At 40.0% G+C, this 25183-nt stretch carries 24 protein-coding genes and 1 pseudogene; 21 read left to right on the forward strand and 4 right to left on the reverse strand.

The features are described 5' to 3' along the window. Window positions 1-4 precede the first annotated feature (4 nt). Both LXO72_RS02790 and LXO72_RS02795 read left to right on the forward strand, forming a co-directional pair. On the forward strand, window positions 5-1789 hold the full coding sequence (locus tag LXO72_RS02790) for an ABC transporter ATP-binding protein (protein WP_233331477.1): 1785 nt from the start codon (window positions 5-7) through the stop codon (window positions 1787-1789). A 380-nt stretch (window positions 1790-2169) separates the two neighbouring features. Then, window positions 2170-2724: a GNAT family N-acetyltransferase gene (locus LXO72_RS02795; RefSeq protein ID WP_006596320.1), complete on the forward strand. Its 555-nt coding sequence runs from the start codon at window positions 2170-2172 to the stop codon at window positions 2722-2724. A gap of 351 nt (window positions 2725-3075) precedes the next feature. Here LXO72_RS02795 and LXO72_RS02800 read toward each other — a convergent pair whose 3' ends face one another. After that, a complete protein-coding gene (locus tag LXO72_RS02800) occupies window positions 3076-4104 on the reverse strand; it encodes a YdcF family protein (RefSeq protein ID WP_233331478.1) in 1029 nt (342 codons plus the stop codon). Between the two features lie 192 nt (window positions 4105-4296). On the opposite strand from LXO72_RS02800, the gene brnQ reads away from it, so the two are divergent. From brnQ to LXO72_RS02815, 3 genes are all read left to right on the forward strand, one after another. Continuing rightward, the gene (gene brnQ, locus LXO72_RS02805; RefSeq protein ID WP_233331479.1) at window positions 4297-5616 is read left to right on the forward strand and encodes a branched-chain amino acid transport system II carrier protein; all 1320 of its coding nucleotides are present in this window, start codon (window positions 4297-4299) and stop codon (window positions 5614-5616) included. Window positions 5617-5775: 159 nt separating this feature from the next. Continuing rightward, window positions 5776-6483, forward strand: a complete 708-nt coding sequence (ccdA2, locus tag LXO72_RS02810) for a thiol-disulfide oxidoreductase-associated membrane protein CcdA2 (RefSeq protein WP_233331480.1) — start codon at window positions 5776-5778, stop codon at window positions 6481-6483. A 22-nt stretch (window positions 6484-6505) separates the two neighbouring features. After that, entirely contained in the window at window positions 6506-7078 is a 573-nt protein-coding gene (locus LXO72_RS02815) for a TlpA family protein disulfide reductase (protein WP_233331481.1), read from the forward strand. A 31-nt stretch (window positions 7079-7109) separates the two neighbouring features. On the opposite strand, the gene LXO72_RS02820 is transcribed toward LXO72_RS02815, so the two are convergent. From LXO72_RS02820 to LXO72_RS02830, 3 genes are read right to left on the reverse strand one after another with little or no spacing between them, the layout of a single operon-like run. Continuing rightward, a complete protein-coding gene (locus tag LXO72_RS02820; protein ID WP_154858065.1) occupies window positions 7110-8354 on the reverse strand; it encodes an NAD(P)H-dependent oxidoreductase in 1245 nt (414 codons plus the stop codon). An 18-nt stretch (window positions 8355-8372) separates the two neighbouring features. Continuing rightward, on the reverse strand, window positions 8373-8978 hold the full coding sequence (locus LXO72_RS02825) for an NADPH-dependent FMN reductase (RefSeq protein WP_006596326.1): 606 nt from the start codon (window positions 8976-8978) through the stop codon (window positions 8373-8375). Between the two features lie 24 nt (window positions 8979-9002). Further along, on the reverse strand, window positions 9003-9926 hold the full coding sequence (locus LXO72_RS02830) for an FAD:protein FMN transferase (RefSeq protein WP_325167110.1): 924 nt from the start codon (window positions 9924-9926) through the stop codon (window positions 9003-9005). Window positions 9927-10141: 215 nt separating this feature from the next. Between LXO72_RS02830 and nox the strand changes: the two genes are divergently transcribed. The 16 genes and pseudogenes from nox to LXO72_RS02910 all read left to right on the forward strand — a co-directional run bounded on the left by nox (window position 10142) and on the right by LXO72_RS02910 (window position 25123). Further along, window positions 10142-11518, forward strand: a complete 1377-nt coding sequence (gene nox / locus LXO72_RS02835) for a H2O-forming NADH oxidase (protein ID WP_233331482.1) — start codon at window positions 10142-10144, stop codon at window positions 11516-11518. A gap of 108 nt (window positions 11519-11626) precedes the next feature. Next, window positions 11627-13168, forward strand: a complete 1542-nt coding sequence (locus tag LXO72_RS02840; RefSeq protein ID WP_233331483.1) for a ClC family H(+)/Cl(-) exchange transporter — start codon at window positions 11627-11629, stop codon at window positions 13166-13168. Between the two features lie 92 nt (window positions 13169-13260). Next, window positions 13261-14130, forward strand: a complete 870-nt coding sequence (efeO, locus tag LXO72_RS02845; RefSeq protein WP_233331484.1) for an iron uptake system protein EfeO — start codon at window positions 13261-13263, stop codon at window positions 14128-14130. A gap of 2 nt (window positions 14131-14132) precedes the next feature. Beyond that, complete coding sequence (gene efeB, locus LXO72_RS02850; RefSeq protein WP_233331485.1) at window positions 14133-15341, forward strand: iron uptake transporter deferrochelatase/peroxidase subunit; 1209 nt, start codon at window positions 14133-14135, stop codon at window positions 15339-15341. Continuing rightward, complete coding sequence (locus LXO72_RS02855; RefSeq protein WP_233331486.1) at window positions 15319-17001, forward strand: FTR1 family iron permease; 1683 nt, start codon at window positions 15319-15321, stop codon at window positions 16999-17001. The genes efeB and LXO72_RS02855 overlap by 23 nt, the downstream gene beginning before the upstream one ends. Continuing rightward, a complete protein-coding gene (gene tatC, locus LXO72_RS02860) occupies window positions 16991-17710 on the forward strand; it encodes a twin-arginine translocase subunit TatC (RefSeq protein ID WP_233331487.1) in 720 nt (239 codons plus the stop codon). Before LXO72_RS02855 ends, tatC begins: the two co-directional genes overlap by 11 nt. Window positions 17711-17712: 2 nt before the next feature. Further along, a complete protein-coding gene (locus LXO72_RS02865; protein WP_233331488.1) occupies window positions 17713-17913 on the forward strand; it encodes a twin-arginine translocase TatA/TatE family subunit in 201 nt (66 codons plus the stop codon). A 152-nt stretch (window positions 17914-18065) separates the two neighbouring features. Continuing rightward, complete coding sequence (locus LXO72_RS02870; protein WP_233331489.1) at window positions 18066-18659, forward strand: hypothetical protein; 594 nt, start codon at window positions 18066-18068, stop codon at window positions 18657-18659. Continuing rightward, complete coding sequence (locus LXO72_RS02875; protein WP_233331490.1) at window positions 18656-19276, forward strand: hypothetical protein; 621 nt, start codon at window positions 18656-18658, stop codon at window positions 19274-19276. The genes LXO72_RS02870 and LXO72_RS02875 overlap by 4 nt, the downstream gene beginning before the upstream one ends. Window positions 19277-19313: 37 nt before the next feature. Then, on the forward strand, window positions 19314-19922 hold the full coding sequence (locus LXO72_RS02880; protein WP_233331491.1) for a hypothetical protein: 609 nt from the start codon (window positions 19314-19316) through the stop codon (window positions 19920-19922). 26 nt (window positions 19923-19948) lie between these two features. After that, window positions 19949-20563 (forward strand): hypothetical protein, encoded by a 615-nt coding sequence (locus LXO72_RS02885; protein WP_233331492.1) that lies wholly within the window; start codon window positions 19949-19951, stop codon window positions 20561-20563. A 168-nt stretch (window positions 20564-20731) separates the two neighbouring features. Further along, window positions 20732-21016 carry a CD1845 family protein gene (locus tag LXO72_RS02890; protein ID WP_001267197.1) on the forward strand — a complete coding sequence of 95 codons (285 nt, stop codon included), beginning with the start codon at window positions 20732-20734 and terminating at the stop codon, window positions 21014-21016. A gap of 89 nt (window positions 21017-21105) precedes the next feature. Then, entirely contained in the window at window positions 21106-22134 is a 1029-nt protein-coding gene (locus LXO72_RS02895; protein ID WP_000063201.1) for a DUF6017 domain-containing protein, read from the forward strand. Window positions 22135-22136: 2 nt separating this feature from the next. Further along, complete coding sequence (locus LXO72_RS02900) at window positions 22137-22622, forward strand: PcfB family protein (RefSeq protein ID WP_001860223.1); 486 nt, start codon at window positions 22137-22139, stop codon at window positions 22620-22622. Further along, window positions 22619-23349: pseudogene (locus LXO72_RS02905) on the forward strand (BRO family protein). Before LXO72_RS02900 ends, LXO72_RS02905 begins: the two are co-directional and overlap by 4 nt. Then, entirely contained in the window at window positions 23339-25123 is a 1785-nt protein-coding gene (locus tag LXO72_RS02910) for a VirD4-like conjugal transfer protein, CD1115 family (protein ID WP_014262673.1), read from the forward strand. The pseudogene LXO72_RS02905 and the gene LXO72_RS02910 overlap by 11 nt, the downstream one beginning before the upstream one ends. Window positions 25124-25183 lie beyond the last annotated feature (60 nt).

Consider the following 25183-nt stretch of genomic DNA (forward strand, 5'->3'; position numbering starts at 1 on the left):
GAAAATGAAAGAAAAACGTTCCAGTTTTGTACGTCTTTGGGGCTATCTAAGATCCTATCGTTTTGCTGTTATTTTCGCTACACTCCTAAAGATTCTGAGTGTGGTTATGAGTGTCATTGAGCCCTACATTCTTGGACTCGCTATTACAGAACTGACAGCTAACCTGACAGATATGGCTAGAGGAGTAGCGGGAGCTGAGATTAATGCTGGCTATGTTGGTTGGGTCATGATTGTCTATCTCTTCCGGGGAGTTTTGTATGAGCTTGGATCTTATTATTCCAACTATTTCATGACCAATGCCGTTCAAAGCATGATCGAGGATATGCGTAATGACCTATCTAAGAAGATTAATAGTATCCCCGTCTCTTATTTTGATCAGCATCAATTTGGAGATCTTCTGGGTCGCTTTACCAGCGATGTAGAAACAGTTTCTAACGCCTTGCAGCAGTCCTTTCTTCAAATTGTGAATGCCATTTTCACCTTAAGCTTGGTCATCGCTATGGTGCTTTATCTCAACCTCACTTTGGGGTTAATCGTGATTGCCTCTATTCCAATCACCTTCTTCGTTGCCCAGTTGATTATGAAGAAATCCCAGCCTTACTTTAAGGAGCAAGCTGATGTCCTTGGGGCTTTAAATGGTTTTGTTCAGGAAAACTTGAGTGGCTTCAACGTCTTAAAACTCTATGTACGTGAAGAATCATCGCAAGAAGACTTCCGTGACATTACCCGTCGTCTCCAGCAAGTTGGATTTAAAGCGAATTTTATTTCTGGACTGATGATGCCAGTTCTTAATGCGATCTCTGATTTGACCTACCTTTTGGTCGCAGTTATCGGGGCTATTCAAGTTCTTGCCGGTCGACTTACAGTTGGGAACATGCAGGCTTTTGTCCAGTATGTCTGGCAGATCAATCAGCCTATTCAAAACTTGAGTCAATTAGCTGGAACCTTACAAAGTGCCAAATCTTCATTGGATCGGGTCTTCCAAGTCCTTGATGAACCAGATGAAGTACTCGGTAAAAATGAAGCTCTGGACAAGGAATTAACTGGACAGGTTAGCTTTAACCATGTTGATTTCCAATATGTAGAAGATAAACCGTTGATCCGTGATTTTAACCTAGAGGTCAAGCCCGGGGAGATGGTAGCCATTGTCGGACCGACAGGTGCAGGCAAAACCACGCTCATCAATCTGCTTATGCGTTTCTATGACGTGACCAAGGGGGCTATTACAGTGGATGGACATGATATCCGCGACTTATCTCGCCAAGACTATCGCAAACAGTTTGGGATGGTTCTTCAGGATGCTTGGCTTTATGAAGGGACCATTAAAGAAAATCTGCGCTTTGGAAACTTGGATGCAACAGACGAAGAGATTGTTTCTGCTGCCAAGGCTGCCAATGTCGACCACTTTATCCGGACCCTTCCGGGGGGCTACAACATGGAGATGAACCAAGAGTCCAGCAATATCTCTTTGGGGCAAAAACAATTGTTGACCATTGCGCGTGCTCTTCTGGCCGATCCAAAAATATTGATTTTAGATGAAGCGACTTCTTCAGTGGATACCCGTCTAGAACTCTTGATTCAAAAGGCTATGAAGAACTTGATGAAGGGGCGAACTAGCTTTGTCATTGCCCATCGCTTGTCTACTATCCAAGAAGCAGATAAGATTTTAGTCCTTAAAGAGGGGCAAATCATAGAGCAAGGAAATCATGAGTCCCTCTTGGCTGCAAAAGGATTCTATTACGACTTGTACATGAGCCAATTCTCCAAAAAAGAAGAAGTGGCAAAATAAGACAAACAAAAAGAGCATTAGCTCTTTTTTAAAGTCTTCTAAAACTTTCCTTAGGTGAGTACGGACGTCAGCGAACTTCTATGAAGTTCCATGACTAATTATTGAGCCTAAGGTCTCAATAATTCCGAGTGCCTGAAACAATTGAGTTTCAGGCATTTTTCTCACAACGGAAAGTTTTTAATTATCTTAAATGACTTAAAATAAAAGTAATTTTTGAAAAGTATCTTGCTGTTTTATGTTAAACAATAGTATGTCTACATTCAAACAAAAAAGAGTCATAGCTCTTTTTTTGTTTGGCAAATCAATTGCTTTTGTTAAAAGTCGGATTTCTTGAAAGGGGTTATTTTATTTGCTATAATCGTAGCAGAAATGGAGGCTTTATGCGTTTAACTAGCCAATTAATCACTGAAACGTTCTCAGATCTGGATAAAGTCGAGCGGTTGAATATCGAGGCTTTCCCTGAAGAGGAACGGATTCCTTTATCGGAGTTTTTACGCTATACGGACAATGATGATGCTCATTTTTTTGCTTTTTACAATGAGGAAGAGTTTGTCGGATTTGCCTTTGCTATTTCAAATGCCAAGGCCTTTTACGTCAGCTTCTTTGCTATTATGCCACACTTGCGAAGCCACGGCTATGGTCAAGAAATCATTGAAAAATTAGTCGAGTTTTACCAACGGACCATGTTGTTAGAAGTTGAGCGATTGGATGAAGAATGTGATAATCTAGAACAACGACGGGCTCGGATGGACTTCTATTTGCGGAACGGCTTCAAAACAGCCAATGCCTTTTTAGAATACGATGATCTGAGTTTTGAGATTCTTTATCGAGGCGATCAATTTGATGAAGAGGCTTATCGGGACATCTTCCATAAACTGCAAGCAGAGAATTACTTTGATTTCCGTATTGAATACAGACGCTTTAGTGATCATTAGACAAGAAAACCATGGGATACCCCATGGTTTCATTTTTTTGATAAAGTCTTCCGAAAAACTTTCCTTAGGTGAGTACGGACGTCAGCGAACTTCGAAGAAGTTCCATGACTTAGTTTTGAGCCCCTTCGCTTTTTAATTTCTGGGCTCAGGCTAAAACAGTTTCCCAAACTGTTTTACTCTCAAAACTCCCGAGTGCCAGAAACTATTGTGTTTCTGGCACTTTACTCACAGCGGAAAGTTTTTAATCTTCTTAAATAGCAAAATAAGTCAATTTTTTGAAAAGTATCTAGCTGTTTTATGTAATTATAATATTTTGTCTACATTCAAAAACCATGGGTAATCCCATGGTTTTTAGTTTAGATGCTGAATAATGAACTCAATCAGTCTCATGACTTGTGAAAAGAACCAAGGCAGAAACAGAAAAGCTAAGAAAGCAACATGCCATTTCCAATAGAGAGAAACTAGCCCAACCGTTTCTCGAATCCAAGCCGATGGGAGATAATAAAAAGCTGTTTTTGAACCGACACTGCGTCCAGGGATTTTTAATCGTCTCATAAAGACACCAGCCCGAAGAGCGTGAAAGGAATTGGTCACCACAAGGACAGTCTTTCCTAGTCCCTGATCTTCAAGAATAGCCTTACTAAATGTCAGATTCTCAAAAGTCGTTCGAGAACGATTCTCAATCAAAATATCTTCCTGTGGTACACCCTGTTCCTTCAGGTAGTTTGCCATAGCTTCCGCCTCTGAGATTAACTCATCAGCACCTTGCCCACCAGAAACAATCAGTTTTGGTCGTCCCTCGAACTGCTCATAGATAGTCTTTGCTTTAGTTAGACGCTGGGCCAAAAGTGGTGGTACTTTATCCCCAATTAGACCGGAGCCAAGGACGATGATAACATCCGGTTCCTTACGGATAGGGAAGTAATTACAAAAGGTCCCATATAAAACATAAGAGAGATAAAGAAAGGTCGAGTAAAAGAGGGCAAAATCAGCCAGATGCATGAAGATATGTTTCCCAGGAAAATAAGGAAGGAAATGAAGCGCCAAGGCTCCGATAATAAAGATACCATAGAGAAGGGAGAGGAGATTGGCCAGTCTTTTACCTTCAAAAGCCATCATTTGACGACCATTAAAAAGAAGAAAAACGGTTGAGAAAAGAATACTGAGTAAAACAAGGATAGCAAGTACGGAAAAAATAATGATAGCAAGTTGCTGGTTAAACCAGAGCTCTGTCCGTACGACCAGTATAAGTGCAGAAATCAGGAGGAAAAGGCCTAAACTTATTGAAAAGAGGTAAGCATTTACTAGTCTTCTGCGGTCGTTCGTAAAGAAAAATAAAAAAATAATAGCTGGAACTAACCAGAATATATATAGAAACATGATTACTCCATGATGTATAATAGTTCAATTATAACATAATTGATTGAAAGGTGTTCATTAACTCCACAATCGTTCAATATTGTTGAAACCTCAACTGTCATTTGAGAAGAGCAATAAATTCAGTAAAAAGAATTGCCGTGGTGGAAGAAAGCTGTTATACTAGATAAGATTGAAAAATGTAAAGGAGAACATATGTTACGAAAAGGTTCCTTAACAGGTTTGCTGTTATTTGGTATTTTCTTCGGTGCAGGGAATTTGATCTTTCCACCTGCGCTAGGAGCCCAGTCGGGTAGCAATTTTTGGCCAGCTATTGCTGGATTTGTCTTATCAGGAGTCGGGATTGCGATTATCACCTTGATTATTGGGACACTCAATCCTAAAGGGTATATTCATGAGATTTCACGAAAAATTGCTCCTTGGTTTGCCATCGTTTATCTGGTAGCCTTGTATCTGTCTATTGGTCCATTCTTTGCGATTCCAAGAACGGCTACTGTTTCCTACGAGGTTGGGATCGCTCCATTGTTAGGACAATCAAGTGGTAGACTGAGTCTCTTTATCTTTACCTTGATTTATTTCTGTTTGGCCTATTTGATTGCCTTGTATCCTTCTAAAATCCTAGATAGTATTGGTCGGATTTTAACACCTGTCTTTGCTATCTTGATCGTTGTCCTCGTTGTTCTTGGTGCTCTCAAGTACAGCGGACACGCGCCTCAAGTAGCAACAGAAGCCTACCAAGCATCTGCCTTTGGTCAAGGTTTCCTTGAAGGGTATAACACCTTGGATGCTCTTGCTTCAGTAGCCTTTAGCGTCATCGCAGTGACTACTCTTAATCAACTTGGTTTCACCAGCAAGAAAGAATACATTAAAACGATCTGGATTGTCGGCATCGTTGTAGCCATCGGCTTTAGTATTTTGTATATTGGATTGGGTTATCTTGGAAATCACTTCCCAATTCCAGCAGAAGTGATGGCTTCCGATGCCAATAAGGGAGTTTATGTCCTCTCAGAAGCTACCAAGGCTATCTTTGGCCCAGTTGCTCAAATCTTCCTTGCAGGTATGGTGACGGTGACTTGTTTCACAACAACAGCCGGTTTGATCGTGTCGACTGGGGAATTCTTCCATAAAACCTTCCCTAAAATTTCTTACAAGGTCTATGCGACTCTCTTTACCTTGATTGGATTTTCCATTGCCAATCTTGGTTTGAGTGCCATTATTGCTTATTCATTGCCTGTTTTGATGATCCTCTATCCAATCACCATTACTATTGTGTTGATTGTGATTGTAAATAAATTTACTCAACTATCAAAACCAGGAATGCAGCTGACTATGTTCCTAGTTAGCTTGGTTGCGATTGCAGATGTTCTGGCAAGTACCTTTAAACTTGCAGGACTAGCAAACATCATTAAGTACTTGCCGTTTGCTGCCCAATCCCTTCCATGGTTACTACCAGCAGTAGTTGGTATTGTCCTTTCGCTTTTCTTGCCAAATAAACAAAGTGCAGAAGAGGAATAGGTAGTCAATTGAACTCCAAAGTTATGTTCTTTGGAGTTTTTGTTTGGTTTTGAAACTAGTTTCTAAATGATTATTTAATAATCAAAGCGTAGCAGAAATTTTTAATTTAGCTGTTGGAGTGTTATACTAGGTGTAGCATATCAATATACGGAGTGTTTTATGAATCAAATTGTTTTCTCCTTTACTGTCTTTCTGGCAGGCATTCTCTCCTTTTTCTCTCCCTGTGTCTTTCCATTGCTTCCGGTATATATCGGCGTCTTGCTAGGAAGCGATCAGGAAAAATCCGTTCAGATTTTTGGGAAAAAGATTCGCTGGCATGGGATTGTAAAGACCTTGTGTTTTATCGCAGGGATTTCTGTTATTTTCCTCCTCATTGGTTTTGGGGCAGGTTTGCTTGGTCAGATCATGTACACCAACTGGTTCCGTTACCTGATGGGAGTGTTGATCATTATCCTTGGTCTTCATCAGATGGAAGTCTTTCATTTTAATTTCCTAGAGAAACAGAAGACAATGGATTTTGGGGCAAACAAGCACAAGAATGAATTATTTTCAGCTTTTCTCCTTGGGCTTGGTTTTAGCTTTGGATGGACGCCATGTATCGGTCCTGTTCTTGGCTCTGTACTTGCCTTAGCAGCATCCAATGGTCAAGATGCCCTCATGGGTGCTCTCTATCTCTTTATCTATACAATAGGGATGGCTATTCCGTTTTTACTTTTGGCCTTAGCGTCTGGGATTGTTCTCCCATACTTTAATCGCCTGAAGCCCCATCTCTTGCTACTGAAGAAGATTGGTGGCTTGATCATCATCATTATGGGGATTTTGTTACTCTTGGGACAATTGAATAGCTTGTCTGCTATCTTTTCATAAAACAAATGGAGGTTTACTCATTATGAAAGTTATTAAATACGCCTGTTTTTCGCTTCTTTCTCTATCCATCCTGACTGCTTGCTCGATGAATCAGTCCGAAAGTGGCATGAATAATCAATCCATGGATAATCAGTCCATGACCAATACAACTGCTAGTAAACATCCCTTGGTAGGAAAAGAAGCCAGTGACTTCGAGCTAAAGGATATGAAGGGGAATACGGTCAAACTTTCAGACTATAGAGGCAAAAAGGTTTACTTGAAATTCTGGGCGACTTGGTGTGGTCCTTGCCGACAAAGTATGCCTGAACTGAATAAACTAGTCGAAGAAAAGGACCGAGACTTTGAGATTCTTACCGTTATGGCACCAGGGATGCAGGGTGAAAAAACAGAAGAAGAGTTCGTCAAATGGTTTGCCGAACAAGACTATCAATCAGTTCCTGTTTTGTACAATCCGGATGGATCTGCCTTTATGAATTACCAAGTCCGTTCGATCCCTACGGAAGTCTTTATCGATAGCCAAGGAAAGATTGGACATGTTCAATTAGGGGCAATTTCAAACGAAGATGCCAAGAAGATTATCAAAGAGTTGAAATAAAAAAATGAAGCATGAAGCTTCATTTTTTTTATTAGTTGCTTGCACCAGAAGTTGCATCTGCATCTCCGTGACCTCCGTCACCGTGACCTCCAGCATCGGAAGCACCTGAAGTTGCATCTGCATCACCATGACCACCAGCAGGAGCAAATGGCCCGCTTCCGCCTACAAGGCGTTGACCAGTTGTTTGAAGGTACCAATCTAACCATGGTTTAAAGTTAAAGACGATTTCGTTGATACCAGCGTAAGAACCATCTTCATAGTACATGGCTTGGTAGTTGTGAGTATTGATTACGCCTTCTGGAGATCCTGGAACAATGGTACGAACATATTCTTGGTTCCCATTGCGAAGAGTACCGATGACCCATTCAACGTTTTTCATACGTGCTGGTGGAAGAGAACCGTGAACGGTTGACATCCGGCTACCTGATTGAGGTGGCACGCGTTTCGCAAACATGGTATCTGGATCTTGGTGGGCATTGTTGTAGTAGAGGAACTGGTTGTTATCATCAGCGTATGTCAATTCGAAAGGCATAGCTTTCAAGAACATATCGATTTGATTAACAGTCAGGATACCGTGGTCCAATTTGACATAAGTATCACCAGATACAGCCCCTGTAATTTCTGCAACTTTTTCTACCCAATCTGGATCATCCGGATCAACCTCAGTAACAGTAGTAGCGATTGGTTTTCCGCAATCCAAATCTTCTGGTTCAATTGGTTTTGGTTTTTTCAATTTAGAAACGACTCCTACGTATTTCACAAAGTTATCTAAACAAGTTTCAAGGAATTTAACAGTTCCTTCGTTAACGATGTTGCCATCTGCATCAAAGGCTTCTTTCGCTTTTCCTAGAAGGAATTCGTTCCCTGGAAGGGTATAGGCATTGACACCTGGAGCATCCAGAATCTTACGAAGGTGAACTTGGGCACGAGAAGTCCCTTGGTCGTAGTAAGAAGCACCTACAATCATGACAGGTTTGCTTTCAAATGGATGAACTTCATAGGAAAGCCATTCTAAAACAGATTTTAATCCTGCTGAAATAGTGTGGTTGTGTTCAGGTGTTGCGATAATCACACCATCAGCACGGGTGATTTTATTGTTAAGGAGACGCAATTGGAAGCTTTCGTCCCATTTCTCATCTTGGTTAAACATTGGAACTTCATCGATTTCAAGAACTTCTAATTCAAATTTGATCTTAAAATGACGACGGATGAATTCCAAAAGTTTGCGGTTATATGATTGGTCGTAGTTTGATCCTACAAGTCCTACAAATTTCATGCTAGTATGTCTCCTATCTTACAAGTTTTCCCAGTCGAAGTCTTCGGCATCTTTGCGAAGCAGTTCTTGAGCGTTGCGCAGTTTTTCAGTAACTTTAACAAAGATACGGAAATCATCAAAGATGGCGTCGAGTTTCTTGATGACATCAAGGTCTACCAAGTCACCATTTTGATCAAACGCTTGAAGAGAGTGAGAAAGCAAGAATTCGTCTGGAAGAACAGTTGCTTTGATTTCTGGTGAGTTCAAGATTTGACGAAGTTGCAATTGCGCACGAGAAGAACCAAGTGTTCCATATGATGCACCTGTGATCATCACCGGCTTGCTTAAGAGTGGGTAGATCCCATAAGATAACCAAGCAAGGGCGCTCATCAAGACAGCTGGGATGGAATGATCGTATTCTGGTGTGCCAATGATGACACCATCAGCTTCCTCGATTTTAGCAGCAATCTCTAAGATAGCTTCAGGGACTTGTTTGTTGGCTGGCTTGTTGAAGACAGGGATATCTTTGATTTCAACCAATTCAATTTCAGCCTTGTCAGCAAAATGCTTTTGCATGTATTGAAGTAGTTGGCGGTTTGTTGAACGTTTGGAGTTTGTTCCAACGATCGCAATAAGTTTTGTCATGGAAATTCCTTTCTGAAATTAAAATTACAAATAATCATGTAGCCCACTGGTATAGGCGAGGCGACCTGACTGATAGACTAGAATAGCATCCATGCCAGGTAAGGTTTCAACAATATTTAAAATGTTGGTCGGTTCTTCACCGAACAAGCGCGTGGTCCAAATCTCTCCATCGACTGATCGATTAGAAATAATCGTGAGACTTGCCAGTTCCGTTTCCACAGGATAGCCGGTTTGAGGATCAAAAATATGATGGAAGTTCTGGCCATCTACTTCAAGATGACGAACATAGGTACCTGATGTCACGACAGACTTATCTGTTACAGATAGAACTAGTAAATGTTCCCCTCTTGGAAGTTGAGGATTTTGAATCCCAATCCGCCAAGGCCGATGACTGACAGGATTTTGACCAAGGGTAAGGATATTGCCCCCCAAATCAATTAAAGCTTGCTCGATCCCCTGACTCCTGAGATAACTAGCTAGTAAATCCGCACTAAACCCCTTAGCTAAAGCGCCTAGATCAATTTTCATCCCTTTTCTTTTGAGAAAAACAGTTTGTTGATCTGGATCCAAACAAATCTGATGAGGGTCAATGACTGTTAGGGCTTGTTCAATTTCTAATTGATCAGGCTTCCTAGCATCTGAAAAACCAATTCTCCAGGTTTGGACAAGTGGACCAATCGCAATGTTTAAATGACTTCCTTGCGCCTGACTATGGCTGGTTCCTAGAGCAATCAGTGAAAAAAGATCTGGATGAACCTTTACGGGTTCAATGCCAGCCTTTTGATTGACCTCCATCAATTCAGAAGAAGGGTCATTGGCACTAAAGCGATGCTCATAGGATCGCAGGAGACTAAAGCAATCGGCCAGTATTTGGTCAGCTTGTTGATGAGAAATCGAAACGGTTATGGTGGAGCCCATTAGGCGTTCGGATCGACTAGTTAGTTCCACAAATAGTAAACCACCTTTCCAATATTCACCTACTTCAAGTTTATCAAAAAGAAAGCCATTTCACAATCCCTTCAAGCAAAATTATTGACATTTTTCAGGACTTATGCAAATAGATTTGAAAATAATATCACAAATTGTAAGCAAAAAATTTGGAAACGATATCATTTTCATGTTATAATTGAATGGTAAATAAAATTAAAGGTAGGATTTTTTCTATGAGTAAAATCGTAGTTGTGGGTGCTAACCACGCTGGAACTGCATGTATCAACACAATGTTGGATAATTTTGGAAACGAAAATGAAATCGTTGTCTTTGACCAGAACTCAAATATCTCATTCCTTGGATGCGGAATGGCTCTTTGGATTGGTGAACAAATCGACGGACCTGAAGGCTTATTCTATTCTGATAAAGAAAAATTAGAAGCTAAAGGCGCTAAGGTTTACATGAACTCACCAGTTCTTTCAATCGACTATGATAACAAAGTAGTTACAGCAGAAGTTGAAGGAAAAGAGCACAAAGAATCATACGATAAATTGATTTTCGCTACAGGTTCTACACCAATCTTGCCACCAATCGAAGGTGTTGAAATTGTTAAAGGGAACCGCGAATTTAAAGCAACTCTTGAAAACGTACAATTTGTGAAATTGTACCAAAACGCTGAAGAAGTTATCAATAAACTTGCTGATAAGAGCCAACACCTTGACCGTATCGCCGTTGTTGGTGGTGGATACATAGGTGTTGAACTTGCTGAAGCTTTTGAGCGTCTTGGAAAAGAAGTTGTCCTTGTTGACATCGTAGATACTGTCTTGAACGGATACTACGACAAAGACTTCACACAAATGATGGCGAAGAACTTGGAAGACCACAACATCCGCTTGGCGCTTGGTCAAACTGTTAAAGCAATCGAGGGTGACGGTAAAGTTGAACGCTTGATTACTGACAAAGAAAGCTTTGACGTGGATATGGTTGTTCTTGCAGTTGGTTTCCGTCCAAACACAGCACTTGCTGATGGTAAGATTGAACTCTTCCGCAACGGTGCCTTTCTTGTAGATAAGAAACAAGAAACATCAATCCCAGGTGTATACGCTGTTGGTGACTGTGCGACCGTATATGACAATGCTCGTAAAGATACTAGCTACATCGCTCTTGCATCAAACGCTGTACGTACTGGTATCGTAGGTGCTTACAACGCTTGTGGACATGAGCTTGAAGGAATCGGTGTGCAAGGATCAAACGGTATCTCTATCTATGGTCTTCACATGGTTTCAACTGGTTTGACTCTTGAAAAAGCAAAAGCAGCAGGCTACAACGCTGTTGAAACTGGCTTTAATGATCTTCAAAAACCAGAATTTATCAAGCATGACAACCATGAAGTTGCCATCAAGATCGTTTATGATCAAGATAGCCGTGAAATCCTTGGTGCTCAAATGGTATCACGTGATGCTGCAATCTCAATGGGTATCCACATGTTCTCATTGGCCATCCAAGAGCATGTAACGATTGAAAAATTGGCATTGACTGACCTATTCTTCTTGCCACACTTCAACAAACCATACAACTACATCACAATGGCAGCACTTACTGCTAAATAATGTATTCTATAGAAACGCTCATTTGGGCGTTTTTTTGCTGTTGTCTTACTCAAGAGCTGTGAAAAATAGTATAATAAAAGCAATCAATCTGGGAGTTGAAAAGAATTTATGAAACAAAGTCAGCAAATCCAAAGAGAATTTCAATCGACCTCGAGATCTATTTTATCTCAGGTTAGTAGAGGTGTTTTAGTAGGGCTTGTAGTCGGTGCGATTGTCTCGAGTTTTCGATTTTTTATTGAGCATCTCTTTCATGTTGTCCAGGGATTGTATAAGGATCTAGGAAGAAGTCCTTTCAATTGGATCATTATCCTCTCTATGTATCTTTTTATTATTTTGCTAGCTAGCCAGCTCATCAAAAAGAACAAAAACGTTAAAGGATCTGGTATTCCTCAAGTAGAAGCAGAATTAAAAGGACTGCTACAGATAGACTGGTGGGCTACGCTTTGGCAGAAGTACATTTTAGGGATTTTAGCAATTGCTAGTGGTCTGATGTTGGGGCGTGAAGGACCTAGTATCCAACTTGGCGCTATGGGAGGAAAGGGGCTGGCTAAGAATCTTGCACTTAGTCCTGTAGAAGAAAGAGCCTTGATTGCCAGCGGTGCCGCAGCAGGTTTGGCAGCAGCCTTTAATGCACCGATTGCGGGTCTACTCTTTGTAGTAGAAGAAGTCTACCATCATTTTTCTCGTGTCTTCTGGGTATCGACCTTGGCTGCGAGTTTGGTCGCAAACTTTGTCTCCCTCAATATTTTCGGTCAAACACCTGTTTTAAACATGCCAGACCACATCCCACATATCGAATTATCCAGTTATTGGATTTTCTTAGTGATGGGAATTTTTCTGGGCCTAACTGGTTATTTCTATGAAGTTGCTGTTTTAAATATTGGTCGGCTATATCAAAAGCTTGGTAGCTGGTTCAAAGTATCTGCCCCCTATTTTCCACTCTTTGCTTTTCTTTTGATCCTACCGATCGGTTATTACTTCCCACATTTACTTGGCGGTGGTAACCAGTTGGTTTTGAATTTAGCGCATGTCCCTCTTAGTATCCAGACGCTGATCTTCTATTTTGGGATACGGTTTATCTGGAGTATGATCAGTTACGGGAGTGGTCTTCCTGGTGGCATCTTTCTTCCGATTCTAGCTCTAGGCTCTGTTTTAGGAGCCTTGGTTGCGGCTGTTTTATTGAAGTTTGGTCTCATACATTCTAATCAACTCCCCTTGTTTGTCATTTTGGGAATGAGTGGTTATTTCAGTGCCATTTCAAAAGCGCCCTTGACAGCCATGATTCTAGTGACCGAAATGGTAGGAGATATACGAACCTTGATGCCGATTGGCTTGGTGACTTTGACAGCTTACATTACCATGGATCTAGTAAAAGGTGCCCCTGTCTACGAAGCCATGCTGGAGCAATTGATGCCTGAGGTGACCAGCGGTTCAGATGTCTTAACCCTGATCGAAATTCCAGTATCAGAGAAAATAGCAGGTCGTCAGGTTCGAGATTTAGACCTACCGAGGGACCTCCTGATCACAACTCATCAGCATAATGGAAAAAACAGTACGGTTCATGGTAGCACTCGCCTCTATCTAGGAGATAGCATCTACCTCGTAGTAAAAGAGACAGATATCGGTCGGGTGAAAGAATTACTCCTTTAATTCATTTTATTAAAGTTTTCTGACAATTGTTGAAAAATGAGAAAATCTTTGCTATAATAGACTACGAAAAAACGAATCCAGGAGAAATTCTCATGAAAAAACTTGCAGTAACACTCTTATCCGTTGCTTTATTAGCAGGCTGTGCCAATCCATCTTCAAAAAACACGACTACAAATAGTTCCTCTTCGACAGTGAAATTGTCTAAAGAAGACCAAAAAGCCTTGGATCAAGCGACAAGTGAATACAAGGAGTTTGTGCAAGGCCAAATCGACCAATTGTTAAAAGATACAGAGGAATTTCAAAGAGTCCTCAAAAGTGGTGATTTAGAAGAAGCCAAGAAGGTCTATCCTTTGATTCGGATGTCTTATGAACGCTCTGAACCGATCGCTGAAAGCTTTGGGGAGTCTGATGTCAAGATTGACTTCCGTTTAGTTGACTATGTTGACGAAAACAAATCTGAAGAAGGATGGTCAGGCTTCCACCGTATCGAGCGCATCTTGTGGGAAGAAAATACAACCGAAGGCACTGAAAAATATGCAGAACAATTGGTCAATGATATCAAAGAGTTGAAAGCTAAGATTGCGACAGTAGAAGTGACACCTGATTTGATGTTGACAGGTGCGGTTGACCTCTTGAATGAAGTGGCGACACAAAAGATCACTGGGGAAGAAGAAATTTTCTCTCATACAGATCTCTATGACTTCCGTGCCAATATTGAAGGAGCTGAAAAGATCTTTGCTCTCTTCAAACCTCTTATTGAGAAGAAGGATCCCAAGCTAGTGAAAACCCTTGAAACAGAGTTCAAGGCGGTGAATGACCTGTTAGACAAACATATGACAGATGATTCCAACTATAAATCATATACTGATCTAACAGAAAAAGATACCAAAGAACTAGCAGAAGCAGTTACAAAATTGGGGGAACCACTCTCTCAAATGGGAATCATTTTAAACGGTAAATAACAATGACAAAGGACGAAAAATTTTTTGAAAAGAAGATGGATCGTCGCGAATTTCTGAAAAAAGCAGGTATTGGGGGAGCAGGCTTAGCACTTGGTCTATCCGGTGCTTCTGCTTTTTTCGCTAATAAGGAGCAAGGTTCCAAGAATATCGCAGACGGTCAAGAAGAAATTAGTTTTTACGGTAAGCATCAGGCAGGGATTACCACGCCCATGCAGAAGAATATCTATTTTGTGGTGCTCGATCTCCGAACGACAGATAAAAATGAATTGATTCAGTTGTTTAAAGAATGGACAGATTATAGCCAGAAATTAGTTAATGGCGAACTGGTCAAAAAGGATGGTTCCAACGCTCTCTTGCCACCAAGTGACACTGGGGAAACTGTCGGACTAAATCCTTACCGCCTCACCCTAACCTTTGGTGTTTCAGCTAACTTTTTGACCAAATTAGGCCTTGAGAAGAAACGTCCCAAACTCTTCCGGGATCTACCGGCTTTTCCTAAGGAACAGTTGAGAGAGCAGTATACGGGTGGTGATATCGTTATCCAAGCATGTGCAGATGATGAGCAGGTGGCCTTTCATGCTGTCCGCAATCTGATCCGTAAAGGACGGAACAAGGTGACCATGAAGTGGAGTCAATCAGGATTTGCTGCTATTGGGGATCGCATGGAAACACCCCGAAACCTCTTTGGCTTTAAGGATGGAACTGCCAATGTCACGACAGAGAAAGATTTCGATAAGGTCGTTTGGGCTGATAGTCAAGACTGGATGAAAAACGGCTCTTATATGGCTGTCCGCCGGATTATCATGCACCTAGAGACCTGGGACCGGACCAACCTGCAGGAGCAAGAAAATACTTTTGGACGCTATAAAGAAAGTGGCGCACCATTTGGAAAGAAAAACGAGCTTGACGAAGTGGACCTCTCCCTCTTACCAGTTGACTCACATGTCCGTTTGGCTAAAGAAGTGGATCTGCCAATTTTGCGACGCTCTTATTCATACTCTGATGGGATTGATCCGAAAACGGGGCAGTTTGATGCAGGATTGCTTTTTATTGCCTTTCAAAAGGATCCAGACCGCTTTGTGAAAATCCAAACCAATCTTGGGGCAGACGATAAGATGAATGAATATGTGACCCATATTGGCAGTGGCCTCTTTGCCTGCTTCGGAGGTGTGAAGGAAGGAGGGTACATTGGTCAAGACTTATTTGAATAAATTATTAGTCGTCCTAGTAGCCTGTCTCTTTTTCATCGTCACCCCTGTCCAAGCCGAGTCTTATAGTGATCTCTTTATCAAAATCACCGATGCAACGACAGCAGTTCGGGATAAGGATCAAGAAAAGGCTCACACTCTTGTCGCAGAGATAAAAGAAGAATTTCTGAAGAAAGCCAATCATGATTCCAAGGCAGGAAAAGAAGTCCAGAAAAGTCTGGACTTGGAAGGCGAGATCACAGAAAAGCAATTGGTGACGGTCTCCACTTCATTGCTAGCCTTTGAAAAAGAGCAAAATCCAGTCGATCTGGATGCTGAAAAGGAGAAGCTAGAAACTCGCTTGCAGCCTTACTTTGAGAAGCTACAAGAGGCGATCACAGCAAAGGATCTCCAAGCGACACGAAAGGCTTACGCTGATTTAAACAACACCTGGACCCGGAATGAAGCGGTTGTCAGAGATCACAGTACCGCTTATTACGGAAAGGTAGAAACAGCCATTTCCTTCTTGAGAAGTGCGATCGAAACAGAGCCTACAAACTTTGACTCTATCCAATCTTCTTACAATGACCTAAAAAATGTCTTGGATCAATTTATCAGTGGGGAAAAGATTGAGGAAACAAGCTCTAATCTGACCCTTTCAGACGGGATCAAGCTCCTTAAGAAAGCTCTGAGCCTCTTCCAAGCCAATGAGACTAGCCAAGCTAGTCAACTCATGAAGGAGTTCATTACCATTTGGCCAACGATCGAGGGCGATGTCAGCACGACCAATCCTGGTCTCTATACTCGGGTGGAAAGTCAAAGTCCTGTCATCATGGTCAAGGGGAACGAAAGCAAGTATCAAAAGCAACTAGAAGTCCTGATTAGTGATCTGTCTGCTATTGATACCACCGCCTCTTATTCGGCGGTTGACGCTATGTTGATCCTCTTACGTGAGGGAGTTGAAGCACTCTTGATTGTCATGGCATTGGTGACCGTTCTCAAATCAGCTAAATTGATCAAAGGCTTGAAATGGGTTTATGCAGGTGCTCTTCTAGGTATTCTAGCGAGTGCAGCCATTGCGGTCGCTCTTCAATTCTTATTCCCAGCTGTGACCTCGGCTTCTAACCGTGAGGTCATCGAAGGGGCAGGAGGGATCATCGCAGTTGGCATGATGATCGTCATTGGGATTTGGCTGCATCGCAAGTCCTCTGTAAAAAAATGGAACCAATTCATGGAAAGTCAGATGAAGGCTGTGACAGCAGCTGGCAGTTTCATTTCTATGTTTGCCCTCAGTTTCTTAGCTGTCTTCCGTGAGGGGGCTGAGACTATCCTTTTCTATGTGGGGATCCTCCCTCGTATTCGCTCCTTTGATTTCTTCCTAGGGATTGGCTTGGCACTTGCAGTTTTAGCGATTCTTGCTATTCTCATGACCAAGGCAAGCCATCTGGTCAAGCCACATAAGATTTTCTTCATCCTGACTTGGATGATTTATGCCCTAGCCTTTAAGATGCTAGGGGTGAGCCTGCACGCGCTCCAATTAACCAATATGCTTCCCAATCATATCTTGAGTAATTTCCCAACCATCGATTGGGCGGGAATCTATCCGAGCTGGGAAGTTCTTGCTTGCCAAGTTCTATTCGTTCTTATTGTCGGGATTGTAACGGTGAAGCAGCATGAAAAATGAAGATAGAAGGCTCACTATTGTAGAGCATTTAAGCGAGTTTAGACGACGCTTCATCGCTTGTATTCTTTGTTTTTTCCTTGTCTTTTGCGGAGCCCTCTTGTTTTCAGATCAGCTTTATGCCTATTTGACGGCTGGATTTCGGGAAAAACTCTTGGTCCTTGGCCCTAATGACATTTTAAGCATCTACCTACAATTGGCAAGCTTAATGGCTTTTACTATTACCTTGCCCTTCACCCTCTTTCAAGTCTGGCAATTTGTAAAGCCAGCTTTGAGAAAAGGAGAAGCAGGAGCTATTCTGCTCTATGTGCCAGCTAGTTTAATGTGTTTCTTGCTAGGCTTAGTCTTCGGCTATTATCTAGTTAGTCCAGCTATCTTAGAGGTACTCTTAACGTTAGGACAAGGCCAGTTTACCATCCAGTTAACGGCACAGAACTACTTGGCCTTCATCTTACATACGACAGTGCCTTTGGGTGTCTTGTTTGAATTGCCGGTCCTTGTAGCCTTTTTGACCTCGATTCATATCTTAACGCCAGACTGGTTACGTCGCTACCGGCGGATATCCTACTTTCTATTGCTGGTACTGGCCGTCGTCCTGACGCCAGCTGATTTCATCAGTGATCTAGCAATGACCGTGCCACTGATCTTGCTTTACGAAGTAAGTCTGGGCATCAGTCGCATCATCTATAACCGCATACAAAAAAGGAGATAAATATGGGAATTTTACGTGATATTGGAGCACCAGGACTGATTATTATCATCCTGGGAGCCCTCTTAATCTTTGGACCAAAGCGTTTGCCTGAGTTAGGACACTCACTTGGGAAAATGTTCTCTGAATTCAAGTCAGCTGTCAACAATGGTGCTGCTGAAAAAGAAGAGGACAAAGAAAAGAGTGGCAAAACAGAAGAAAACTAGTCTTATAAATAGTTTAAAAGCATTTCATGATGATGGAATGCTTTTAAATTTTGTTTCCTTTCAAATATTCATACACTAAAGTAGCAGGAATAACGATGAAAACGCCACCAAGTATGCTATACTATAAGAGTAGACAGAAGGAGGATCGACTGATGAGAAGAAAATGGGTAACGATCATTTCTATTATATTTTTAATCCTATCTAGTGGTTACTTTGTCTATAACAAGATAACGAAGCCGAATCTTGGACCTAATACAACTAGATTATACAAGCGTGGCTTTCGACTTCTAGAAGAGCAAATCGGAACCTACATCAAAGAACACTATACTGGGATCGAAAAGATTGAGTTTTCCCCAATCTACGTTACTGATGAAGGTTCAACTTTCTCAAATGCCTATGTGCGTCCAACGATCTATGACAAGTATGGAAATAAAGCTACTCTGGGAGATCAAATAGATAAATTTATTCCATTAAGTTATGGATTGATTTCAGACATTGTTCTTGATTTCGATGGAGGTGGCAATGATGTCATTGAGTTACTGGACTCAAATGACAAACTTGTAGACGTTTCAAATGAGGAGCATTTGCCTAAGAGAGCTATACTCACAGAGGCAAGAAGCACAGATGAAAATATCGAATTATTAGTAGAAGATGGTCAGTTAAAAGGAGTCGTAAAGGACGAAAAAGGAAGCCCTGGTGCAGAAATAGTTTATAATACGGAACTCCATAAAGGAGGAGCAGAATGAAAAATAAAATGCTAATTGTCAGCGCAGTTCTTGTAACTTTACTTTTTGCTGGAGTGTTTTACGTATCGCAATATAACTTCTCAACAGGTTTAGAGCGGAAAGAAGAAAAAATCATCAAACATGGGTTTCGTTTGTTAGAAGAACAGATGGCAACATATATTATGGAAAATTATTCAGGGATTTCTAAAATAGAGTTTTCACCGATTTTAATACAAGGTGGTGAAGATAATCCACCATTTACAGCTGATGTACTTCCAGTAATCTATGACGAAGAAGGCAATCGAGCAGTGATGGGTCAGCGAATTGGTAAAAAAGGTTATCCATCATATGGAACAACAGGAGATTTAATTCTGGACTTTGATCAACAGGGGAATGAAATTATTTTTCTAGAAGTTTCACCAACTCTGGATAAAAAAATCGATGTTAGTAATGCGGATCAGTTACCAGAGGAGGCAAAATTAACACCTCCAATTAAAGGGACAGATGATAACATTGATGCACTGGTAAATGATGGTCAGTTGAGAGATGTTAAAAAAAGCGACTCTGGTAGTCCAAATGCTAAAATTAGCTACAACACGGAAATTAAGCGTGGGAGTTATTCAGAATGGAAACCATGATTTGAAAGCTAATTTAAATAAGTAAAGGTAGAAGAAAATGAAGAAAAGATTTTTAGCGGGATTAACCCTCATTCTTGTCTTGCTATCAGGTGGCTTCTTTGTCTATCATAAGCTAACAAAGCCGGATTTTAGCTCTAAAACAACTAAACTCTATCAGCATGGTTTTCGTTTGTTAGAAGAGCAAATAGGAACCTACATCAAAGAAAACTATAAAGGGATCGATAGAATTGAATTTTCACCCATTTATGTAACTGGAGATGACGGTTCTTCTATGTTGAATGCAGAGATTGTTCCAATTGTTTATGATAGTCAAGGAAATAAAGCGAAATTTGGAGGATTATATAAAAACTTTCAACATCCTGCTTATGGTACTATAGGGTATTTACGTCTGAGTTTTGATTATGCAGGGAAACCGCATATCGAATTAAGCACAGATTCAGGAGAATTTAAAGACGTGACCTACGGACAACCACTACCAGAAGAAGTAAAAGGTAAGAAAATAAAGGATATTGACTTTAATTTTGAAATCTTAATAAAAGAAGGAAAGCTAAAAGGTGTTAAAAAATCAGATCTGGGTAGTCCGAGTGCTGAAGTGATTTATAATTTAGAACTGAAAAAAGGGGTGATTCCGAATGACACTGAATAATACGGAACTCCAAAAGGAGAAGCAGAATGAAAAATAAAATACTAATTGTCAGAGCAGTTCTTGTAGCTTTGCTTTTCGCAGGAGTGTTTTATGTATCTCAATATAACTTCATAACCGGTTTGAGATGGAAGGAAGAAAAAATTATTAAACATGGTTTCCGTTTGTTGGAAGAACAGATGGCAACATATATTATGGAAAATTATTCAGGGATTTCTAAAATAGAATTTTCACCAATTTTTATCCAAGGCGGTGAAGATAATCCTCCATTCACAGCAGACGTCCTGCCAGTAATATATGATGAAGAGGGAAATAGAGCTGTTTTAGGAGGAGAAATTGGGAAAAACGGATATCCTTCTTACGGCTTGCTTACAGATCTTAGGTTAGATTTCGATGATCATGATAATGAAATTATTGAATTAGTAGATTCTGCAAAAGGATTAGGTGTTGATATAGATGTAAGCAATGCACAAACCTTACCGGAAGAGGCTAAAATAAAAACAGAACTAAGTGGTACAGATGAAAATATAAAAGCACTCGTAGACATTGGGGAAATAAATAATGTCAAAAAAGACAAATCAGGTAGCCCTAAAGCCAAGATAAACTATAACTTGGAAATTAAAAGAGGAGAATATTGGGCTTGAGATATAATAGGGATACAGAGGAAAAAGCTTGATAAATAGGAGCTTTCAGCACTGTATCCCTATTTTTAAAATCAAACAAAATATCGAAAAGGAGGCTTTTATGATATGTAAAAGAATATTTCAAACCATTATGTCAGTTATTCCATTAGCAAAGGCGGTGGAGAATAAATGAGATGGATAATAAAAATAATTTTATTTCCAATCAGCTTGCTGTTAAGTATTCTTACTGCATTTTTAACATTCTTGCTTAGCGTAGGAACAGCAATCCTATATTTGCTTATGCTGATGTGTGTATTTGTTGCCATAGGCTCATTCTTTATGCTACACAACACAAGAGCAGCAATAGAAGCACTCATTATAGGATTTCTACTAAGTCCTTACGGAATACCGATGATAGGAACTGTAATTATAGCTTTTATACAAGGAATCAATGAAGCCATAAAATCAATATAAAAAATTTCATAAAAATGGTTACCAAGGGCGATAGATAAAAACTATCGTCTTTTTTAGTGAAAAAATATCATGGAAAGGAGAGCTTTTAGATGAGTATGTATTTATTTGATGAACAACCTATCGTTGCAAATAAGACATTGGCAAGAGAGATAGGTTTAAATGAAGCTCTTATCTTACAGCAAATAAACTATTGGATAGAAATAAATAAGAAATCCGGCAATAACTTCTGTGACGGAAGATATTGGACATATAACTCAATAAGAGCATGGCAGGAAAAAGATTTTGACTATATGAGTTTCGATACTGTAAAAAGAACCTTTGCGAAGTTGGAAAAGGCAGGTTTTCTACTCGTAGGAAACTACAATAAAGATCCAAGAGATAAAACAAAATGGTACAGCATAAATACCGAAAAGCTGGAGGAACTTTATATTGAAATTGAGAACAAAAAGAAAAAAGAAGAATTACAAGCCTTAGAAAAAGCTGTGCCTAATGCATTAGGGCAAAATGCACCAATGGAAAAGTGCAAAATCCACCAATGCACAAGTGCAGATTGCACCAATGCAACAGAGCAAAATCTGCCAATGCAAAATGGCAATATGCCCCAACCATTACCAGAGAATACTACAAATAATTCATCAAAGATTACTACAGATATTTCATCATATAATTCCACCCATCATTCCGTCATAGATGCCGAGTATTCAGAACCAAGAAAAAGGATGGACGGAGAGGCGGAAATAGAAAACAAAAATATATATCAGAACTGCTTAGATGAGTTAAGAACACAGACAGGCTATTATGAACATCTTGAGTTGGGCAATAAATTTATAGTTAAAGACTTTGATGAGATATTAAAGATACTGGCAGATATTATGATACTTGATGATAGAGAGCTTGTTACAATCAATCAAACGAAGCTTCCGGCACATATAGTAAAAGAAAGATTTAGAAAACTTAAATCAGAGCATTTGGAGTATCTGTCAGATGTTATTAAGGAAAATGAATACAAGATTAGGAATATCAGAGCATTTGTCCTAACAGCAGCATATAATGCACCAAGTGGGATAGATGCACATTACTCTGCCCTTGTAAGCTATGATATGAGAGGAGGATATTGAATGTGATTAACGAAGAAATTGCAAGAAAGACACTAAGCCTTGAGATTAAGGCTGCCAAAGTAACCGGAAAACTTCTTTTAAATCTGTTGAAAAAACTGATAAAAGAAGCAGAGAAACTGGGAGGGCTTGAAAAACTCGTTAAAGTAAACGGAAATGAAGTCAAGCTCAAAGATATGGCGAAAAAAGGACAGCTTGAAGAAATACCGGTAGAAGAAGCGGAGCTTAAGGAACTGAAAAAAGAGCTTAACAAATATGGTGTTAAGTTTTCAGTGATGAAAGATAAGGAAACAGGCAAATACTCCGTATTTTTCCAAGCCAAAGATATGAAAATGATGGAGAAAGCCTTTAAAAATGCTCTTGCAACATCAGAAAGAAAGGCTGAGAGGAAAGAGTCCATTCACAAAAATATTGAGAAGTTTAAGGAGATGGCAAAAAATACTGTTTCTAAGGATAAAGTTACGAATAAACAAAAGGAGCAGAGCTTATGAGCAGTTTGATAACATTTGAAAATATGGAATTCGGGAAACTCACTGTAATGGAAAAAGACGGTGAGTTTTTCTTTATCGGAAAAGAAGTAGCCGAAAAACTGGGCTATTCAAACACGAGAGATGCTTTGGTAAGACACATTGCGGAAGAAGATAAGGGAGTCGTGAAACACGACACCCTTGGTGGTAGACAGTCATTTACGATAATCAACGAGTCCGGTCTTTACTCTCTTATCCTATCTTCCAAGTTACCACAGGCAAAGGACTTTAAAAGATGGGTAACCACAGAGGTATTGCCGAGTATTCGTAAGAATGGCGGATATATCAAAAATCAAAAAAAATGAGTAATGAAGAAATATTGGCAAATGCGGTACTCCTTGCCAATCACCTGATTGCTGAAAAAGAAAAAATCATAGAAGATTTAGAGCCGAAAGCCAAGTATTTTGATGAACTGGTGAATAACCATATGCTTACTAATTTCAGAAATACAGCAAAAGAGCTTCATATCCCACAAAAGGTATTTATTCAGTTTTTGATAGATCAGAACCTTATTTGTTGGGATAAGAAAAATAGACTTCTACCCTATGCCAAGAACAACAAAGGATATTTTGAAGTAAAGGAATGGTGCAAAGAAGGGAGCGAAGCGGTCGGAATACAGACCTTTGTAACACCGAAAGGCAGGAGCTACTTATTACTTTTTATTGGAGGTGAAAAGACTCGTGATAGATAAAATATTAAAGGACATCAAAGGCATATTTAAGGTGCAAGATAAGGCAAAGTTTGTAAAACAAAACATTCCCTATCTTGCATTTTTCTATATTGGCAACATCTTCTCCTATCATGTGAGAAGTTATACCGGTGGAGATGTGATTGACAGGATATTTCAGGGGATATTAGAGCTTAATACAATGAGTTTTCTCCCAAGTATTTATTTGGTGGATATACTGACAGGAATAGGAGTTGCTGCTATAATTAAATTCATTATCTATACCAAAGGTAAAAATGCGAAAAAGTTTAGACAAGGGAAAGAGTACGGCTCGGCAAGATGGGGAAATAAAAAAGACATCGAGCCGTACATGGATGAAAAGTTTCAAAACAATATCTTGCTAACACAAACAGAACGATTAACCATGAACGGCAGACCGTCGAATCCAAAGTATGCAAGAAATAAGAATGTACTTGTCATAGGCGGATCAGGAAGTGGCAAGACTAGATTTTTTGTAAAACCAAACCTTATGCAAATGCACAGCAGCTATTGTGTAACCGATCCGAAAGGAACGATAGTTCTTGAGTGTGGCAAGATGCTTGAAGATAATGGCTATGAGATAAAAATCTTAAACACCATTAACTTCAAAAAGAGTATGAAATACAATCCCTTTGCTTATCTTAGAAGTGAAAAAGACATACTCAAATTGGTACAGACAATCATTGCAAACACCAAGGGCGAGGGAGAAAAAGCAGGTGAAGATTTTTGGGTGAAAGCCGAGAAACTTTACTATACAGCACTTATCGGATACATTTTCTATGAAGCTCCAAGAGAAGAAAAGAACTTTGCAACTCTCCTTGATATGATCGATGCGTCTGAGGTCAGAGAAGATGACGAAACATACATGAATCCGATAGACAGACTCTTTGAAGCATTGGAAAAGAAAGAGCCTACACACTTTGCAGTGAAGCAATACCGAAAATATAAACTTGCTGCCGGAAAAACAGCGAAAAGTATATTGATTAGCTGTGGTGCAAGGCTTGCTCCCTTTGATATTCAGGAACTTAGGGACTTGATGAAAGAAGATGAACTGGAGCTTGATACACTCGGAGATAGAAAGACTGCCCTCTTTGTTATTATCTCCGATACCGATGATACCTTTAACTTTGTGGTATCAATTATGTACTCACAGCTATTTAATCTTTTATGTGATAAAGCCGATGATGTATATGGTGGAAGATTGCCAGTTCATGTAAGATGCCTACTTGATGAGTTTGCAAATATCGGCTTAATTCCAAAGTTTGAAAAGCTGATTGCCACAATCCGAAGCCGAGAGATTTCAGCAAGTATTATATTGCAGGCACAATCTCAGTTAAAGGCAATCTACAAAGATAATGCCGACACGATTGTAGGTAACTGTGATAGTACCTTGTTTCTTGGTGGAAAAGAGAAAACAACATTAAAAGAACTTTCGGAAACACTGGGAAAAGAAACCATCGACCTATATAACACATCGGAAACAAGATCGAATCAAAAGAGTTTTGGGCTGAATTATCAAAAGACCGGTAAAGAGCTGATGAGCCAAGATGAAATAACCGTTATGGACGGCGGTAAATGTATCTTTCAGCTTAGAGGCGTCCGCCCTTTTCTATCGGATAAATTCGACATTACAAAACACAAGAACTATAAGCTCTTGGAGGACTATGACAAGAAGAATTTGTTTGATATTGAAAGCTACATGAAGCGAAAAGGAAAAGCAAAACTGAATAGAGATACGGTTATTACAAGAATGCAGTAAGTCTAAAAAATAGATTTGCTGCTTTTTTATTACTCAAAATCAGGAGGAAATATGATAAGG

Origin of the sequence: Streptococcus sp. XMC (assembly GCF_021341835.1) — a bacterium.
Taxonomy (GTDB): domain Bacteria; phylum Bacillota; class Bacilli; order Lactobacillales; family Streptococcaceae; genus Streptococcus.

What these genes read in the sequence shown, in the direction of transcription:
- LXO72_RS02790 (WP_233331477.1), top strand. Translation starts at nt 5, where the DNA reads ATGAAAGAAAAACGTTCCAGTTTTGTACGTCTTTGGGGCTATCTAAGA.
- LXO72_RS02795 (WP_006596320.1), top strand. Translation starts at nt 2,170, where the DNA reads ATGCGTTTAACTAGCCAATTAATCACTGAAACGTTCTCAGATCTGGAT.
- LXO72_RS02800 (WP_233331478.1), bottom strand. Translation starts at nt 4,104, where the DNA reads ATGTTTCTATATATATTCTGGTTAGTTCCAGCTATTATTTTTTTATTT.
- brnQ (WP_233331479.1), top strand. Translation starts at nt 4,297, where the DNA reads ATGTTACGAAAAGGTTCCTTAACAGGTTTGCTGTTATTTGGTATTTTC.
- ccdA2 (WP_233331480.1), top strand. Translation starts at nt 5,776, where the DNA reads ATGAATCAAATTGTTTTCTCCTTTACTGTCTTTCTGGCAGGCATTCTC.
- LXO72_RS02815 (WP_233331481.1), top strand. Translation starts at nt 6,506, where the DNA reads ATGAAAGTTATTAAATACGCCTGTTTTTCGCTTCTTTCTCTATCCATC.
- LXO72_RS02820 (WP_154858065.1), bottom strand. Translation starts at nt 8,354, where the DNA reads ATGAAATTTGTAGGACTTGTAGGATCAAACTACGACCAATCATATAAC.
- LXO72_RS02825 (WP_006596326.1), bottom strand. Translation starts at nt 8,978, where the DNA reads ATGACAAAACTTATTGCGATCGTTGGAACAAACTCCAAACGTTCAACA.
- nox (WP_233331482.1), top strand. Translation starts at nt 10,142, where the DNA reads ATGAGTAAAATCGTAGTTGTGGGTGCTAACCACGCTGGAACTGCATGT.
- LXO72_RS02840 (WP_233331483.1), top strand. Translation starts at nt 11,627, where the DNA reads ATGAAACAAAGTCAGCAAATCCAAAGAGAATTTCAATCGACCTCGAGA.
- efeO (WP_233331484.1), top strand. Translation starts at nt 13,261, where the DNA reads ATGAAAAAACTTGCAGTAACACTCTTATCCGTTGCTTTATTAGCAGGC.
- efeB (WP_233331485.1), top strand. Translation starts at nt 14,133, where the DNA reads ATGACAAAGGACGAAAAATTTTTTGAAAAGAAGATGGATCGTCGCGAA.
- tatC (WP_233331487.1), top strand. Translation starts at nt 16,991, where the DNA reads ATGAAAAATGAAGATAGAAGGCTCACTATTGTAGAGCATTTAAGCGAG.
- LXO72_RS02865 (WP_233331488.1), top strand. Translation starts at nt 17,713, where the DNA reads ATGGGAATTTTACGTGATATTGGAGCACCAGGACTGATTATTATCATC.
- LXO72_RS02870 (WP_233331489.1), top strand. Translation starts at nt 18,066, where the DNA reads ATGAGAAGAAAATGGGTAACGATCATTTCTATTATATTTTTAATCCTA.
- LXO72_RS02875 (WP_233331490.1), top strand. Translation starts at nt 18,656, where the DNA reads ATGAAAAATAAAATGCTAATTGTCAGCGCAGTTCTTGTAACTTTACTT.
- LXO72_RS02880 (WP_233331491.1), top strand. Translation starts at nt 19,314, where the DNA reads ATGAAGAAAAGATTTTTAGCGGGATTAACCCTCATTCTTGTCTTGCTA.
- LXO72_RS02885 (WP_233331492.1), top strand. Translation starts at nt 19,949, where the DNA reads ATGAAAAATAAAATACTAATTGTCAGAGCAGTTCTTGTAGCTTTGCTT.
- LXO72_RS02890 (WP_001267197.1), top strand. Translation starts at nt 20,732, where the DNA reads ATGAGATGGATAATAAAAATAATTTTATTTCCAATCAGCTTGCTGTTA.
- LXO72_RS02895 (WP_000063201.1), top strand. Translation starts at nt 21,106, where the DNA reads ATGAGTATGTATTTATTTGATGAACAACCTATCGTTGCAAATAAGACA.